Source organism: Embleya sp. NPDC008237, from assembly GCF_042956465.1.
In the GTDB taxonomy this organism is placed as follows: domain Bacteria; phylum Actinomycetota; class Actinomycetes; order Streptomycetales; family Streptomycetaceae; genus Embleya.
Genome location: NZ_JBIBGL010000015.1, coordinates 23,284 through 39,874 on the forward strand (window position 1 = coordinate 23,284; position 16,591 = coordinate 39,874).

Here is a 16,591-nt window from a genome sequence, read left to right on the forward strand (position 1 = left end):
TTTGTCGAATGAACAAAGACGAACCCTTGACGTGGTCGAAAACTCGCATCTATAACAGGGCCATCAGCAGGGCCGACGACGTCGCCGACAGCGGCGCCCCCGGAGCCCGCGACCCCTCCCCCAAGCGGCCGTCCCCCGGGATCACCCACCGGCCGCTCCCACCCCGCGAAGGGGACACAGATGTCCGCATCAACTCAGCCGGCCGCCCCCGGCTCCACCGGCCCCGCCACCGGCACCGCGGCGAATCCGCCCGCGCTCGCCAAGAAGATGCGCTGGTACGACGGCTTCGCGATGTCGCTGACCATGCCCGCCGCCCTGATCGCCTCGCTCGGCGCGTCGATCGGCGGACTCGGCGCGTGGGGCGCGATCGCGCTGTGGGCCGGTTCGATGGTCCTGGCCACGATCGCCAACTGGATCTACACCGAGCTCGCCGCGATGTTCCCCGAGTCCTCCGGCGGCATCGCGCACTATGCGACCGAGGGCTGGAAGAAGCGCGCACCGTTCGTCGGCCCGCTGGCCAGTATCGGCTACTGGTTCCCCTGGACCACCGCGCTGTCCGTGTACGCGGGCATCATCGGCTCGCTGGTCCAGGCCCAGTGGTTCAAGGGCCAGGACTGGACCCTCGACCTGGGCATCGCCGAGCTGACCTTCCCGATCGTGGTCGGCCTCGCGGTGATCGTGCTGCTGTTCGGCGCGGCCATGTTCGGACTGCACGTCGCCATGTGGGTCGTCTACGTCACCGGCGGCATGCTCCTGGTGCCGCTCGCGGTGTTCATCGTGCTGCCGTTCGCCAGTGGCGACTGGAGCGCGAGCAACCTGCACTGGAACCTGCACGGCTCGGCGGGCATCCGCGAGTCGCTGGTGTGGCTGTACGTGATGGCCTGGACGTCGTTCGGCGTCGAGGTCTGCGCGACCTTCGCGCCGGAGTACAAGGACACCGTCAAGGACACCTCCAGGGCGCTGCGTGCCGGCGTGCTGTTCTCGCTCGGCGTGTTCATCCTGCTGCCGCTGGCGCTGGCCGGGTACGTCGGCGAGGGTGCGATCGCGCTCGACCCGACCACCTTCTACGTCGGCGCGTTCAACGACCTGGTGGGCGGCGCGGCCGACCTGATGGTGGTCTTCCTGATCGCCTCGCTGCTGCTGATCATGATCACCGGTCTGGCCGACGGTTCCCGGGTGCTCTACAACATGGGCAAGGAGGGCACCACGATCAAGCAGGTCGGCGTGCTCGACAAGCGCGGCGTGCCGGCCCGGGCGCTGATGATCGCGCTCGTGGTCAACGTGGTCATCCTGATCGCGCTCAAGACGCCGCTGGCGATCATCGTGACCGGCAACCTGGGCTACATCCTGACCCACATCCTGGCCATCTCCGGCTTCGCGATGTTGCGCAGGGACCGCCCGGACCTGGCCCGCCCGATCCGGCTGCCGAACTTCTTCGTCCCGTTGGCCTGGCTGCTCGCCGCGTTCCTGACGGTGGTGCTGGTGGTCGGCGCGACCGGCTTCTCCATCACCGGCTACGGCGGCTACAAGGAACTCGGGGTCGCCTGCGCAGTGCTGGTCGTCGGCGTGGCTTTGTGGCTGTACCGCACCAAGGTCCAGGACCCACGCGACGCGGTCACGAACCGTCGCTGACCTTCACCCACCGGCTCACCACGGACGGGGTTCCGCGCTCGACGCGGGACCCCGTCCGTGGTGACCGGCCGATTCGCGACCGCGCTTCGCGTCGTCGCCGGCTCGGGACACCCGCCTCGTGCCCCGCCGGTTTGCGACTCGGCCCGAGGCACAACCAGGCACACTCGACCCATGTCCACCGAACCCCCGAGCACGTACCGACTGGCCTCCGCCGTCGAACTGACCGGCCCCGGAATCCGATTGCGCGAATGGACCGACGCCGACCTCCCGGCGCTGGTCGACCTCTTCGACGAGGTCGAGACGGCCCGATGGACCCCGCTCGCCTCGCCCTTCGACGCCGAAGCCGCCCGCGAGTTCCTCGCCAAGTCCCGCCTGGCCAGGGCCGAACACCGCTCGATCCAACTCGCCGTGACCGTCGACGGCGGCGCCCCGTGCGGCGTGGTCATGATGTTCCTCGGCCTCGACGACCGCCACGATCAGGCCGAATTGGCCTACGCGATCGGAGCCGCCCATCGCGGGCGGGGACTTGCCGCGAAGTCGGTCCGGCTGATGACCGACTACGCCTACCAAGTGGTGGGTGTGCACGCCGTGGGGCTGCGGATCCCGCCGAACAACGCCGCCAGTATCGGGGTGGCCCGGACCACCGGGTTCGTCCGCACCGACGCGCCGACGATCGTCCGCGACCACCGCGGCAGCCCGCTCACCCTGGAGATGTGGCTGCACCGGCGGCTCCCGTGATCGCCGCCATTCCTCCTCGTCGTCACGAAGGTCGGTTCGGGGCGGCCTCGATCCGGTCGCGGAGCCTCGTGTAGCGGGCGCGGCGGTCCGGGCGGGCGCGGGCGGCGGCCTTGCGCAGGGTGGGCAGCGCAGGCGTGCCGATCCGGGCCAGTCCCTCGGCGGCGGCCTCGCGAAGCACCGGGTCGGCGGCGCCGAACAGGGTGACCAGGGTCGGGACGGCGGGCTCCCAGCGGGCGTACGACAGGGTCCGAATGGCCATCCGCACGATGTCCCGACGCGGGTCGGCGAGCAAGTACTCGGTATGCCGCAGGTACGCGGAGCGGTCCAGGAGGCGGCGCGAGATCCGGTGCGCGTGCAGCCGCACCCTCGGGACCGGATGGCCCAGCAACTCCACCACGAGGGCCCGTACTTCGTCGTCGTCCGCATGCTCGTCGGCGAGTCGGGACAGCGCCCGGCGGGCCTGTTCCGGGGCATCGCCTCGGATCGTCGCGATCAATTCGTCGCGGGTGGGGCGCTCGGCGCCCACGGGTACGGAGCGCGTGCGCAACGCGGCCAGGGCGGTGCCGTTTCGGGTGTCGGCGTCGACGCCGAGCAGGAGGCCGTCGGTCGGCTCCAGTCGGTCGGCCAGGGCAGTGTGTCCCTCCGCGCGCAGCAGGCGCACGGTCTCGGTGAGTTCCGGGGTGCGCCGGATCCGACGATCGAGCAGCAGATCCAGGCAGTCCCAGCGGCCGGCTTCGAGTCGGGTCCGCACCACCTCGGCGAGCGCGTCGGCGGGGATTCGGCGGGTGGCGGCGAGCACCCGAGCCCTGGTCGCCGGTGTGCCGTTCTCCCACCAGGAGACGAGCTGTGGTGCCAGTTGCTCCAGGTCTTCCGCGGGCAGCACCGCGCTCAGAGCGGCGGCGCGTTCCCGAGCGCCCTCGTCGTAGTCGGCGAAGTCGGTGTCGTGGGCGATGTCGAGCAGGCCGCGGACAAGTCCGGGCTGCGGCGGCGGGTCGAGCATGCCGCGCAGACAGGCGTCGAGGATCGCCCGCCGCACCTGCGGCTCGTCCCAGCCGCTCAGCATGCGGGCGGCGGCGTTGCGACGCGCCGGGTCATCGGCGGTGAGCAGGGCGAGCAGGCGTTCGCGTTGCGGGGTCGAGCGGGGTTGGTCCAGGTCGGCCGGGTCCGGTACGCGCGTGGGCGCGACGACGCGCGCGGCTCGTTCGGCCAGGACCCACGAAGGCGCGTCGATCGGCTGAAGCTCCGTCAGCCAGTCGAGCAGCGCCGCCCGGTGCTCGGGATCGGCCTCCGGGAAGGCCTCGATCAGTGCGTCGACGCGCGATCGGGAGTCGATGTCCGCTGAGCCGGCTCGGGCACGGAAGGCGGCGAAGGCTCGGGCCGAGCGCACCGCGACGTGCAACGCGGACCGCCACGCGGCGACGCGGGCCGGTGCGTCGGGATCCGGGGGTGCGGCAGGGTCCTCGACGGAGCCGGACTCGCCGGCACGCGGATCGGGCTTGCCGGCACGCCGATCGCGCTCGCCGGCCGCCGCACCCGCCCGGGACTCGGACCCGAACGCGAGCCCCAGTACCTCGGCTTCCGCCTGCCACGGGTTCGGACCCAGCCGCGCGCCGGCCAACGCCCGGTCCACGTCGGCGCGGGTGAGTACGGCTCCGCAGCGCCGCAGCACCGCCAACGGGGTCCGTCCCGCGAAGGATCGCGCCGGCAACGCACGGATGCGGGCGGCCAGGACGAACGCGGCGACCTCGGACAACGAGTCCGCGATCCGTTCGAGCACCTCGCCCACCCCGGCCACGGCGCCGAGTTCCGCCGCGAGCACGTCGCACGCGTCCGCGAACGCATCGCGCTCGGCGGCCGACCAGGGGGCGGGGCACGCGTCCAGCGCGAGGCGCAGCACGGCGGCCCGATCCACGGGCCGATCCACGGGCCGATCCGCGGGTTGATCCGCAGGTCGATCCGCGGGTTGATCACGCGCGACGGCCAGCAACTGCGGCAACGCCGCCCGTAGGGCGGCCCGTTGCCCGGCCCCGATCCTCCCGGGCTGCTCGGCCAAGCGCAGCACCGCGCGCGCCTCGTGAACGGGCCCGCCGTGCCGGGCGAGCGTGATCAGATCGGCCCGCACCTCGGTATCCTCGCCGGCCGACGACTGCGACCAGGCGATGTCGTACGCCGCGAACTCCCGAGTGAGATCCCGCGGTTCGCCGCCTTCCAACGCCGTCGCACCGCCCGCCAAGCGGGTCAACAGCGGCTGCGCGACCGGGGATCCGCGCCGGACCAGGGTCGACACGGCCCGCACGGACAACTCTCCGTCCAAGGCATCGAGCAGCAGTCCGCGTTCGCGCGCGTCCGTCGCCCGCTCCGCCGCCGACAGGACGCACGCCGCGTACGCCCTGCCCACGATGGCGCGCAGCGCGGCCGTCAGCGACTCGCGCAGGCCCGGATTGTCGTGGCCGCCGAGCCGGCGGAGCAGCGCGGGGACCTGGGCCGGCGTACCGGCGTCGATCAACGCCTGTGCCGCCGTCTTCTTGATGTTCATCACGGGGTGGTCCAGGCATGCCGCGATCGACTCCCCCGCCCAACGGGCCCGCGCCCGGCCGAGGGCGCGCAGGGCCTGACGCACCGTCTGCGGGTCGGCGGCCGAGGTGAGCGGGATCAGGCTCGCGGACAGGGAGCGTGCGGCGTCCACGTCGGCGTCCCGGGCGAGCAGTGCGATGGCGTGCTTGCGAACGTGTGGATCGCGGTGCCGGATCAGGTGGTGCACGCGGTCCTTGACGTGTGCGGACGGTACCCGGCCCAGGAGTTCGAGCAGCACGACCAGTTCGGCGTCGGTGACTCCGGTGCGCCCCAGGAGGTCGAGCGTGAGATCCACGACGAGCGCGTCCCGCGCCGCCTCCGCGGAGGTCGCGTCGAGCAGGCAGGCCGGGCGCAACGCGCGCCGTCGGTAGAGGCGTTCGCCGAGTTCGCCGATCGAGCGGTGGACGCCGTCCGGCACAACCGGTTCGGCGACCTCCTCGCCGCGGTTGGCCACGAGCTCGCTCACCACACGCAGCAGCAGGTCCGCGAGCACGGGAACGGTGCGCGCATCGCCGTGGTCGGCGAGTCGGCACAGCGCGTCGTCCGGTCGGAGCACATCCAAGTCCGCGGTGAGCGAACCGAGTTCGTCCGCGTCGGGAATGCCGAGGTCCGCCGCGACCCGTTCGGGCAGCTCGCGACGATCGAGCCGACCGCGCAACTCGCGGCGCGCGGCCGGGTCGTCGGTGAGGAGCCACACCACCTCCAGCGCGAGATCCGCCACCGCGCGAAGGTACGGCGCGACCACGCGGTCGGGATCGGCGACGCCCAGTGCCTCGCGCAGTGCCGCGACCGTGGCCGGTCCGCCGATCGCCTCCAACGCGCGCAGCGCGGCCCGGGGTGCGCGGGGCAGGGTGGCGAGGACGACGCCCTCCGCTTCCGTGTACCGCAGTTCGCGCAGGACCGACAGGATCGGCTCGGGTCGTGCCGAGCCCGCGAGTCGCGCGGTGAGCACCTCACCGACCGGCAGGTCGGGCGCGCCCTGGGCGGCGAGCGCGGACAACAGTTCGGCGCAGCGGGGCCAGTGCGGGTCGTCGTCCGGAACCGCCGTCAGGGCCCGCAACACCTCGTGCCGCACGGTGAACGACACGGTCGCGAAGTCCGCGGTGGACACGCGGTAGTCGGCGAGTGCCATCTCGATCACGGCCGGCACGTCGTCGGCTCGGACGAAGTGACCGCGTCGATGCATCGCCCGCAGACACGCGGCGAACGGCGCGGCGAACAGCAGCGGGTCCGTGCCGGCCAGCGCCGACAGTGCGGCCGTATCGCCGCGTTCGGCGAACTCCCCGACCAGTTCCAGGGCGCGCCGCCGCGGGCTCCCCGGCAATCCCGGATCCGCCGCGATCTCGTGCAGCAGCCCGGACAGGCCGAACCGGGCCGCCGTCTCCACGGCCTCGGGATACTCCGACACCACCCGTCGCAGCGCCGGTTCCAGGCCCGCCGGCGTGTCCCCGTGGGCCCACGGTTCGGCCAGCTCGGCCAGCGCCCCCGCGACCACCCGCGCACCGCCGGCCGGATCCAGCAACTCGACCAATCGGCCGCGCGCCTGCTCGGGAACCAGCAGCGCGCCGCCCACCGCCTCACGAAGCACCCGCAGCGCCGCCGCGCGCAGCACGGGATCGGGCCGGGCGATCAGTCCGCGCAGGTAGCCGTCGAGGTCGGCCGGCGCCTCGGCGTCGATCAAGCGCACCGCCTGGTACAACTCCTCGCCGAGCGGTTCGGCCTGCACGGTCGGCTCGGGTCGGCCGATGATCTCGGCGCGCAGCCAGGCGATCCGCACCCTGGCCGGCCATGCCGCCGACCGCCATTCCGGCGCCGGGACGCGCAGTCGCGCGCACGCCTCGGCCAGTACCGCCGCCGTCTCCGCCGACCCGGGCGACACCCCGGACAGCAGGCTCGCCGACTCCGCGATCAGGCCCTCGCTCGTCGACTGCGCGATGCCCTGATCGGGTCGCCCCGAGCGCTCACGGAGCAACACGACTCCGAGGTGGCGCAGCGCCGGGTCCGGATGCCCGATCAACTGCCGCAGCACCGCGATCGGGCAGGGCATCCCGTCGAAGTAGGCGGAGAGCCAGCCCACGTCGCCCCGGCGCACGGCCTGCGGCACGGCGTCCGGCACGACGGCGCGGTCGGAAGTGGTCATCGCTCGATCCTAGGCAGGCCGCCGAATCGGTACGAGCGAGTATTCGCGCCGGGTGCGGCGCTGCGTGGCTCGCGGCTGCCGGGCTCACATCGGCCGGGGCTCACCTCTGCCCCGGCTCACGTCCGCCACGGTGAGGCTCTCGACAGTCGTGCCTGCCCTGATGCACCCCTTGTCACCCTCGACAGCCCCGCGCCCGCGCGGGTGCGCCGGAGCCGCTCTCCTCCCCGGTCACCGAGTCGGCCGCTGCGCCGAGTCGGGCGCAGCACCAGGTCACCGCGGGCGCCGACGGGCCGGAGCCGCCGCATCGGCGACTCCGGCCCGTCCACGCGCTCACCGCTGCGTCGTCACGCGCGGCGGCGCCGGTCCCGCGGTGGTTCGGGTCGGCGGATGATCCGGGTCAACAGGCGCCCAGGTCCTGCCACACGCCCCATTGACCGGTCGTACCCGGCTCCTCGCCCTGGGTCCACCACTTCGCCTTCCACGAATGACCCTTGTGCGACACGGAGTTGTTCGCGACGTAGATCGCGGCGCGGTCCCATGCCGTGGTGCTGCACGTGCTCGGCGGGACGGTGGTCGGCGGGGTCGTCGTCGGCGGGGTCGTGGTGGGCGGCGTGGCGCCCGCGAACCGCACGGAGAACTTGGTGAAGTCGTAGGCGCCCTGCGGCACGCTGCTGCACACGCCCGAGGTCTTGCCGTTGTTGTCCGGCGGCGTGCACTGGCGGTCCCGGTTGACCGACCAGTTGGTGAAGCGCGCCATGTGGTGGCCGACCGCGTAGTCGTACACGGTCTGGAAATCGGCCTGGTAGAAGTACTCGCCGGTGTCGCTGCGTCCGTTCATCTGCGAAATGCCCTCGTGGGCATAGGCGGTGGCGGTGTCCCAGCCGAACGTGTTGCGCAGGATGGTGTTGAAGTTGGTCAGCGCCGAGGTCTGCGCGGCGGCGCCGTTGAACCCGCCGTCGAACGGCATGATCGAGAAGTTGTCCGGGACGAAGCCCTGCGCCTTGGCCTCGTTCAACATCTGCTTGCCGAACCAGCCGGTGCCGTCGGCGGTGGCGGCCGTGGTCACCGAGAGGTAGATGCCCGGGTTGCGCTGCTGGATGATCTTCGCGGCGCCGATCTCGTTGTGGATGGCCGCGGCGTTCTCGTACTCGGGCTCCTCCAGGTCGAAGTCCAGCGCCTTGAGCGAATACTTGTCGATCACCTGCTGGTACGCGGCGGCGGTCGCCTCGGGAGTGCCGCAGGTCTGGCCGAGCTTGGTGCCGCCGTAGCCGCCGGCGGACGCCGAGACGTCGCCGCCCTTGGCTCGGATCGCGGCGATCACACCGGCCACCGCGGTATCCGTCGAGGTCGGCTTGGTGCCGTCCCAAGTCGGCGTACAACCACCGCCGTTGGGGGCCAGGATGAAGGCGAGCTGGAACGCCTTCAGGCCGGTGGCGTCCATCACCGCGCCGGCGTCCGGCGGGTCGTTGTCGAGCGGCATCAGGTAGGGGGCGGCGGCATACCAGTTGCTGCCGATGCCGGTGGCCGCCGGGGACGCGGCGGGGCCGGCGGCGGTCGCACCACCGGTGAATGCGAACAGCGAGATCAATCCGGCCGACGCGGCGGCAGCGGCCAGGACGGGGACGTAGCGACGTGCCACGGGGGACTCCCTCGATGGACTTGGTATAGACCAATGGCCAAAGGGTGGCCTTCCGCTTCCGGCCCGTCAATACATTGGACTGGACCAATTTTCCCGATGTTCCGCATCGATGTCGGCCGGCCCGGCCGGCCCGGCGCCCGATGTTCGTCCGGGCGTTGCCCGAGTGGGGCGGCCTTTTCGTCGGGTCGTCTTCGCGGCCGGGCAGGCTTCGGGGATGAGCCCTCGTCAGGAGTCCAACCCCTGCCGGGCCTTGCGGTTCGGCGTGAATTCGTACAGGTCCAACACCCCCGGGGCGTCCGCGATCCCCGGACCGCCCGCCGCCGCCCACGCCGCTATCTCGCCGGTCGTCTCCGGGTCGTTGACCGTCCCGAACCAGGTCGGCCGGCCGCCCGCCGCACGGCCCGTCGGCGAGGGTTGCACCACGATCACATTGCCGCGCTCGCACGGACCCAGACAGTCGCCGAGCCGGACCGCGACCCGAGTGCCGGCCAGGGCCGCGCCCAGCGCGGCCGGTTGGCCGGCGTGATCCGTACCCGCGATCTTGGCGGTGCCGCAACAGCAACCCCGGCACACGGTGATCGTGCAGGCGGCCGAATCGGCGGGCTGCTTGGGCTGCTTCGACTGCTTGGGTTGCGCCGCGCGATCACGACGATCGGCACGTTGCGAGCGGTCGGAGCGATCAGAGCGGGAACGGTCGGAGCGGGTCATGGGAACTCTCCTTCGCGAGTTCGATCCGGGTCCCGACCGAGACGAAGCGGCGGAGCCGGCCACGAACACGCGACCGACCCTCCCGCGGGGCCCCGGACGGGCCGCGCACGGGCGGGCCGCGCACGGGCGAAGGCAGGTCTTCGGACTCGTGGGCACGTCGGCCCGTCCGGGCACCGACACCTACCGGCCGTCGCTTCCCGGACGCCGTGCTCGGCGTCCAGTGCGTGATGACGGCTCTCGTTCCCACTCACCGCTGCGGGGCAGTTCCGGACTCGCACCGGATTCCCTCTTGCGACACGCGCCCCGGTCGGGGGCGTGAACCATTCGCGCAGGTCAGCTTAGGCGCCGGCGGTGCGGGCAGGGTGATGTGAGCCAGGTCACCGGGAACTTCGACCGACTTGGTCTGGACCTTTCGTGGTCCGACGCGGTTATATTCAACCGTCTTTACTAAACCGAGCATGCAATAAGTCCGCGCCGCGCAGGCGTCGGCCAGCCGAGGGGGCGTCCGTGAGCAGCATGGCGACATTGCCGGACGAAGCGGTCTTCGGCGAGCCCAAGTACTGGCAACTGCGCACCTCGCTGCTGAAGGCGATCGAGGAGGACTTCAGCTCCGGCGACATCCTCCCCAACGAGCGCGACCTCGCCGCCCGCTTCGGCGTCGCCCGGGCCACCCTGCGGCACGCGCTGGAGCAGCTCGAACTCGAAGGCCGCCTGGTCCGCAAGCGCGGCGCCGGCACCACCGTCGCCGGACCGCGCGTGGACGTCTCGCTGAGCGCCGACGGCGAGGGCTGGCCGGGCGTCGACCTGCGCGACCGCGAGGTGATCGACTGCGCCACGGTGCCGGTGACCGACGACTTCGCGGACACCCTCAAGGGCCGCCCCTCGGCCCTGGTGCACCGGCTGCGCCGCCGCCAGTTCTCCATGCGCCAGGTGGTCGGCCTGGAATGCCTGTACGTCTCCCGCGCCGTCGTGCCCTCGTTGTCCACCCGCGTCCCGGGCTTCGAGCGGGCCTCGCTGATGCTGCGCCAACTGCGCGGGCACCGCCTGGAGAGCCGGCACCGCGCGGTCGAGCTGGGCGTGGCCGAGGCCGAGGAGGCGCGCTACCTGGAGCGTCCGCCGGGTACCGCCGTGCTGATCGTGACCACGACGTACACCGCGCTCGGCCGGACCGCGGCGGTCACCGTGGCGACCTACCGCGCGGACACCTGCCGGCTGGCGTTCGCCGAGGCGGGGCCGACCGCGTTGCGGCCCGCGTCCTGATTCGACGCGAAATCTGGGTACCATCCGCGCCTGAGCGGCGACGTGTACGACGGGCGCGGCGGCCCGGACCGACGTACCGCGCGCCGGCGCGATGAGAGGACAAGAGCTGTGGCACAGGCGACCGGCGGAGACTCCTCCGTGGTCCGGCGGATCAACTCCGCGGCAACCCTGCGCACGTTGCGCGCCGGCGAGGTGTTGACCGTGACCGCGTTGATGGAGGCCACCGGTCTGTCCCGCCCCACCGTCGAGGGGGTCGTCGACGGCCTGCTCGCCGAGGGTCTGGTCGTGGAGACCACGACCGCCGAGAGCGAGGACGGCAGTCGACCGCGTGGTCGACCGGCCCGACGCTTCCGCTTCCACGCCGAGGCCGGTCACCTGCTCGGCGTCGACGTCGGCGTGCACCACATCCGGGTCGTGCTCGCCGACCTCGCCGGCACGATCGTCGGCCGGGGCGCGCGCACCGTGGAGGAGGACTGCGAGGCCGAGGATCGACTCGAACGCGTGCGCGGCCTGGTCAGCGAGACGCTGCGCCGGGCCCAGGTGTCCCGGGGTTCGTTGTGGGGTGTGGGCGTGGGCACGCCCGGGATCGTGGACACCGAGGGCGTGGTCACGCTGTCCTCGGCGATGCCGGGTTGGACCGGCCTGGACCTCGGCGGCCGGCTCGGCCGCTCGTTCAGCTGTCCGGTCCAGGTCGAGAACGACGCCAACCTGGCCGCGATCGGCGAACGCTGGAAGGGCGTCGCCGTCGGTTCCGACGACATCGTCTACGTGATGGCCGGCCTCAGCCCGGGCGCCGGCTCGTTCATCAACGGCCGCCTGCATCGCGGCTTCGGCGGCGCCGCCGGCGAGATCGGCGCCCTGCACCTGCTGGGCCGCCAGGTCACCCCGGAGAACCTGCTGTCCACCACCGGCACGCCGCTGCCACCGCTGGACGAGGCGGCCGTCGGCGAGGTGTTCCGACACGCGGCCGAGGGCGACCGGACCGCGAGCGAGGCGGTGGACCGTTTCGTCCAGCGGCTGATCCACGACGTCACCGCGCTGGTGCTGGCGCTGGACCCGGAGATCGTGGTGATCGGCGGCTGGGCGGCCGGCCTCGCGGACGCGGTCCCGCCGCTGACCACCGAGCTGCGCCGGTTGTGCCTGCGGATGCCGCGCGTCGAACTGTCCGCCCTGGGCGCCGACGGCGTGGCCCTCGGCGCGGTACGGGTGGCCCTCGACCGGGTCGAGAACCGCCTGTTCGCGGTCGAACACACGGGCTCCGCCAGGGCCTGACGCGACCTTTCCCGCACCGCGGCGGTCGGGACGGACGGGCGCGACCGGCTCGGTCATCGCCCGTCCTCGATCCCGACATGCACCCCGCGCAGCTTCGGCGCGTCGATCTCGTCCAGCAGCGCGATCGCGAAGTCCGGATAGGACACCCGGCTTTCCGCTGCGCCGGGGGCCGGGCGGTAGTAGCCGGTACGGACGCCTTCGTGGTCGAAGTCGCCGGCCGGGCTCAACACGACCCACTCCGGCACGGCACCCGAGGCGTCGCCGACACCCGGGGCATTCGACACGCCGGCCGCCCGCAGCGCCGCGTTGCCCTCGGCATGCGCGAGGAAGAACGCCCGGTACTCCTGCGGATAGCCCGGCGCGTCCATCAGCGGTTCGCCGGTGGCGGTCGGCAGCACCGAGGCCAGCCCCACCCACACCAGCCGCCCGACGCCCGCCCGGGCCAGCCCGTCGAGCAGCGCCCGCACCGCCCGCGCGAAGAAGTCCCCGAGCATCGCCGCCGGATCGAACACCGCGGCGATCGCCGCTTCGTGCCCGGCCGCGAGTTCGGCCACCGCGTCCGCGTCGGTCACGTCGCCCGCGAGCACCCGCACGTCCGGGCCGGCCAGGTCCGGGTACTTCGCCGGGTCGCGCACCACGGCGGTGACCCGGTGTCCCCGACGCAGCGCCTCCGCGACGGCCGTGCGTCCGGTCCGACCACCTGCGCCGAAAACGATGATGTCGCTCATCGATCCACCCCCGCTCGTCCGGGTCGAGCCCTTGCTCCGACCACCGCCACGCACGCTACCCAGGGCGGTGGTTACCTCCCGGATACCGACTACGGTGGACCCATGAGCGAGGCCATCCAAGAACCCCTGCGCGCGGACATGTTCGACCCGGTCTGCCCGTCGAACCTGTCCCCGATCCGTTTCGGCGACAAGTGGGCCGGGATGATCATCCGCTGCCTGGAGGGTGGTCCGCGGCGCTTCTCCGAACTGCGGGTGCCACTGCACGGCATCACCGCCAAGGTGCTCACCCAGTCGCTGCGTACGCTCGAACGCGACGGCCTGATCAGCCGCACCGAGTACGAGACTCCGCTCCGCCGGGTGACCTACGACCTCACCCCACTGGGACGCAGCATGCTCGTCCCGATGGACGCCGCGTGCGCGTGGACGGCGGCGAACTGGGAAGAACTCCTCGACGCACGCGAGGCATCCACGGACCTGAACCGCACTGCGTGAGCCCGGCCGCGTGAGCCGCGCCGGCCGAGCCGAACCACGTGCCCCGGAGCGGGCAAGTCGGCGGAGCGCGGCCCCCTCGGGCCTCGGGTCGCGACCCGAGGGGCGGCCCGGTACGGCTAACGCGTCTCGGTGACCTTCGCCAGTGCCCGGGGGGCGTCCGGGTCGCAGCCGCGGCCCAAGGCGACCTCGCGCGCGAGCAGTTGCAGCGGCAGGATCTCCAGGATCGGCGACACCTCCTCGGCGTGCCCGGTCGGCAGCACGAAGCCCCGACCGTACTCGGCCACCGACTCGGCGGACCCGATCACGTACAGGTCCGCGCCTCGCTCGCGCAGCCGGTCGAGCACGGGTCGCAGCGCCTGCCCGCCCGCGCCGTCCGGCGCCACCGCGAGCACCGGCCAGGCCCGGTCGACGATCGCGAGCGGGCCGTGCATCAGGTCCGCGCCGGAGAACGCCTGAGCGCCGATGTAGCTGGTCTCCATGATCTTCAGCGCCGCCTCGCGTGCGGTCGGATACCCGTAGCCGCGCGCGGTGACCACGAGCCGATCGGCGAACCGGTAGCGACCCGCGGGCGCCTCGATCTCGGCCTGCCGATCCAGGATCGCGCGCGCCGCCTCGGGCAGCGCCCGGGCGGCCTCGCCGGTACCGCCCCGAAGGTGGTCGACCAGCAGGAACAGGGTGAGCAGTTCGGCGGTGTAGGTCTTGGTCGCGGGCAGCGCGAGTTCGGGACCGGCCAGCACGTCCAGGTGCAGATCGGATTCGCGGGCCAGCACGGAATCGGCGTTGTTGGTCACCGCGAGCGTGAGTGCGCCGTCCGCGCGAGCCTGGCGGGCGGAGGCGATCAGGTCCGGCGAACCACCGGACTGGCTCACCGTCACCACCAGGCAGTCGGTCAGACGTTGCCGGGCACGGTATGCGGTCGTGGTGGACATCGAGGTGAGGCCGGCGGGCAGCCCGAGCAGTACCTCGGTGAGGTAGCGCGCGTACAGCCCGGCGTTGTCGGAGGTCCCCCGCCCGGTGAACAGGACGAACCTCGGGTCGCGCGCCCGGATTTCCGCGGCGACGGTACGGATCGGGTCGAGCCCTTCGGTCAGGATCCGAGCCAACCCTTCGGGCTGGGCCGCGATCTCACCGGCCATCACCGACCCGGGCACGGGAGAAGCGGGCATGGGGTGATACCTCCGGCTGCGACGAAGCGGAGCACGAAGTGATGGATCCGACGTGCCTCGAACACCCCGGAACGACGTCCGGCGCGGTGCCCCGAAGGTATCCACCGCGCCGAAGGAGTTGCAATATTGGTCTGGACCTCTTTGGTGTCGGCGTGGTGGGCCGCGGGGCCGGGGCGGGCCGGCCCGCTGCTTGTGAAACCCCAGCCCTCCGGACCCGTCCCGGCGCAAAGGGTGGAGCGGGTGGGTACACCAACCTGCCGAGTCAGGCGTTCTCGCGCGTTCGGCCGACCACGGCCTTGGCCTCCGGCTCCGCGTCGCCCACGCGTACCGCCCCCGACCGACCCCGCGCGCCCCGCAACCTCCGCAGCAACTCGCCGGGCTTCGCGCTCAGCGCCCGCGCCCGCGGCCCCGCCGTCACCGCCCGGACCCGCGCCCGGGGCCCGTCGGTCCAGGCCAACCATCCCGGTCGAGTGCGGCCCGCGAACAGGCCCAGCACGATCGCCGCGCCCACCGCGATCAGGTGTTCACGGCCGGCCAGGTTGGGCAGGATGATCGACTCCAGGACCATCGAGCCGCCCGTGATGGTGAAGAGTATGGGCGCGCGGTGAATGATCGAGAGGTACGTGAACAGACCGACCACCGCCGCCGACGGACCCGTGTCCAGTACGTGCGCGGCCGACGACGGCAGGCCGAGCGCGTGGTCCGGGCCGATCGCGATCATGATCCGGGCGCCCATCGTGCCCGCGAGGGTGGTCACGTAGGCGACCATCAGGGTGCGGGCCGCGCCGAGCGAGAGCTGGGCGATGGCGAACGCGAGGAACAACTGCGTGATGCCCGCCCAGACCGGCAGGTTCAACGCGGGTACGAACAGCGACACCGGGGTCCGCAACAGGGCCAGCCACAGCGGCAGGTCGGCGCTCACCCCACCGAGGATGCGGACCACGGTCCTGCCGGCCGGGGTCTGCCCGATCCCGTGGAAGAAGATCACCGCGGAGCTGGCCACGACCGCGAGCGCGAGCCCCTTGCCGCGGCTGCGCCACAGCTGGCGAACCGGATCCGCGACGATGCCACGCCACTCGCCACACAGGGTTCGCCACAGGAAGAGCACCAGTTGCCAGGGAGCGGACCACAGCCGGCCGCGCCAGTCGCGTCGCACGGTCTTCGTGTCGTCGCCGTCGGGAGCCTTCGCGGCATCCGCGGTCCGGACCTCGGCGGCCTCCGGCACCCGGGCCCGCGTGAGCGTGCCGGTCGGGGCGGATCCGCCGGCGACGCCGTCGCCGTCGTCCCGGCAATCGTCGAGAACGCGCAACACTGCTGATCAACCCCCAACGACTCGTCGAGTCCGGCGGCCACGGACCCGGGCCGGTGGCGATGTGTGGCATGCACCACGCCCTGCCCTCAGCTGCGTCATCGTAAAACGAGGACACGACACACCGGTCGGTGATTTGACGCTGGGCGGACGCTCCGCGGTTGCGACATTTCCGGTCGGCCGGGCGATGCGGGGGTGGTGAACCGCTTTCCGACTCAAAGATTACCGACTGCCGGCGCGGGCCATCGTCAACCCAATCGATGACTTCACCATGCCTGGGTCATCATCTGGTCGTACGAATCGCCTCCCCTCCCGCGCCGACCTGCACCGATGCCGATCGCACGACGTTGCCCGCCCGCCCGGGCCGACCATTCGGCGCCGAGTTGGCCGGAAAACACGTGGTGAGCCACCGGAATCCGGACGCCGAACGCCGCCGAGCCGCCCGATCGCGAATGGCGGGATTCACGAGCGGGCGGCTTCGCAGAGGAATAGGCGCTTCCGGTCGAGCGCGGTCGGTCGCGTGTGTGGTGCAGTTGCCGGGGTCGCGTCCACGCAACCGGGCTCGATCGCACGCACATGCGACCGCGAGCAACTGCGCTCGTCCGCACGCCACGTGCGTTCGTACCGGAGTCGAACCGGTGCCGAGCGTCACCGAAAGGATCGAAACGGACCGGATCGAGTCGAACACGATGCGAATCCGGGCCGAGCCAACGCCCGCCGCATCGACACCGATCCGGCCGGCGCGCGGGCCGATACCGAATCAATGCCGAATCTTGCCCAGCTGGTGCCCAGGTTTTGCCCAGGTTCCGTACAGGTGGCATCCGGAGTCGGGGGGGGGGGGGGGGGGCGGGCCCCCCCCCCCCCCCCCCCCGCCGGCCCCCGCCCCCCCCCCCCGGGCCCGGGGGGGGGGGGGGGGCCCGGCCCCCGCCCCCC

Annotated in this window: 11 protein-coding genes and 1 riboswitch; of the genes, 5 read left to right on the forward strand and 6 right to left on the reverse strand. The window is 72.5% G+C overall.

The annotated features are described in order from the left end of the window. Positions 1 to 180: 180 nt before the first annotated feature. Complete coding sequence (locus ACFZBU_RS33270) at positions 181 to 1,632, forward strand: APC family permease (protein WP_391587429.1); 1,452 nt, start codon at positions 181 to 183, stop codon at positions 1,630 to 1,632. Positions 1,633 to 1,803: 171 nt separating this feature from the next. Next, a complete protein-coding gene (locus ACFZBU_RS33275) occupies positions 1,804 to 2,370 on the forward strand; it encodes a GNAT family N-acetyltransferase (protein ID WP_391587430.1) in 567 nt (188 codons plus the stop codon). A 22-nt stretch (positions 2,371 to 2,392) separates the two neighbouring features. Here the strand turns inward: ACFZBU_RS33275 and ACFZBU_RS33280 are convergent, their stop codons facing one another. The 3 genes from ACFZBU_RS33280 to ACFZBU_RS33290 all read right to left on the reverse strand — a co-directional run bounded on the left by ACFZBU_RS33280 (position 2,393) and on the right by ACFZBU_RS33290 (position 9,431). Continuing rightward, the gene (locus ACFZBU_RS33280; protein ID WP_391587431.1) at positions 2,393 to 7,084 is read right to left on the reverse strand and encodes a HEAT repeat domain-containing protein; all 4,692 of its coding nucleotides are present in this window, start codon (positions 7,082 to 7,084) and stop codon (positions 2,393 to 2,395) included. A 397-nt stretch (positions 7,085 to 7,481) separates the two neighbouring features. Continuing rightward, the gene (locus ACFZBU_RS33285) at positions 7,482 to 8,723 is read right to left on the reverse strand and encodes a carbohydrate-binding protein (RefSeq protein WP_391587432.1); all 1,242 of its coding nucleotides are present in this window, start codon (positions 8,721 to 8,723) and stop codon (positions 7,482 to 7,484) included. A 225-nt stretch (positions 8,724 to 8,948) separates the two neighbouring features. Beyond that, positions 8,949 to 9,431, reverse strand: coding sequence for a (2Fe-2S) ferredoxin domain-containing protein (locus ACFZBU_RS33290; protein ID WP_391587433.1), 483 nt, complete (start codon positions 9,429 to 9,431; stop codon positions 8,949 to 8,951). Between the two features lie 129 nt (positions 9,432 to 9,560). After that, positions 9,561 to 9,755, reverse strand: a riboswitch (cobalamin riboswitch). Positions 9,756 to 9,947: 192 nt separating this feature from the next. On the opposite strand from ACFZBU_RS33290, the gene ACFZBU_RS33295 reads away from it, so the two are divergent. Both ACFZBU_RS33295 and ACFZBU_RS33300 read left to right on the forward strand, forming a co-directional pair. Beyond that, positions 9,948 to 10,691 carry a GntR family transcriptional regulator gene (locus tag ACFZBU_RS33295; RefSeq protein ID WP_391587641.1) on the forward strand — a complete coding sequence of 248 codons (744 nt, stop codon included), beginning with the start codon at positions 9,948 to 9,950 and terminating at the stop codon, positions 10,689 to 10,691. 108 nt (positions 10,692 to 10,799) lie between these two features. Beyond that, on the forward strand, positions 10,800 to 11,963 hold the full coding sequence (locus ACFZBU_RS33300; protein ID WP_391587434.1) for an ROK family protein: 1,164 nt from the start codon (positions 10,800 to 10,802) through the stop codon (positions 11,961 to 11,963). Positions 11,964 to 12,016: 53 nt separating this feature from the next. Here ACFZBU_RS33300 and ACFZBU_RS33305 read toward each other — a convergent pair whose 3' ends face one another. After that, positions 12,017 to 12,691 carry an NAD(P)-dependent oxidoreductase gene (locus ACFZBU_RS33305; protein ID WP_391587435.1) on the reverse strand — a complete coding sequence of 225 codons (675 nt, stop codon included), beginning with the start codon at positions 12,689 to 12,691 and terminating at the stop codon, positions 12,017 to 12,019. 102 nt (positions 12,692 to 12,793) lie between these two features. Between ACFZBU_RS33305 and ACFZBU_RS33310 the strand changes: the two genes are divergently transcribed. Then, positions 12,794 to 13,183 (forward strand): winged helix-turn-helix transcriptional regulator, encoded by a 390-nt coding sequence (locus ACFZBU_RS33310; protein WP_391587436.1) that lies wholly within the window; start codon positions 12,794 to 12,796, stop codon positions 13,181 to 13,183. A gap of 116 nt (positions 13,184 to 13,299) precedes the next feature. Here the strand turns inward: ACFZBU_RS33310 and ACFZBU_RS33315 are convergent, their stop codons facing one another. Next, positions 13,300 to 14,349, reverse strand: a complete 1,050-nt coding sequence (locus tag ACFZBU_RS33315) for an SIS domain-containing protein (RefSeq protein WP_391587437.1) — start codon at positions 14,347 to 14,349, stop codon at positions 13,300 to 13,302. Positions 14,350 to 14,611: 262 nt separating this feature from the next. Then, the gene (locus ACFZBU_RS33320) at positions 14,612 to 15,661 is read right to left on the reverse strand and encodes a hypothetical protein (protein ID WP_391587438.1); all 1,050 of its coding nucleotides are present in this window, start codon (positions 15,659 to 15,661) and stop codon (positions 14,612 to 14,614) included. Positions 15,662 to 16,591 lie beyond the last annotated feature (930 nt).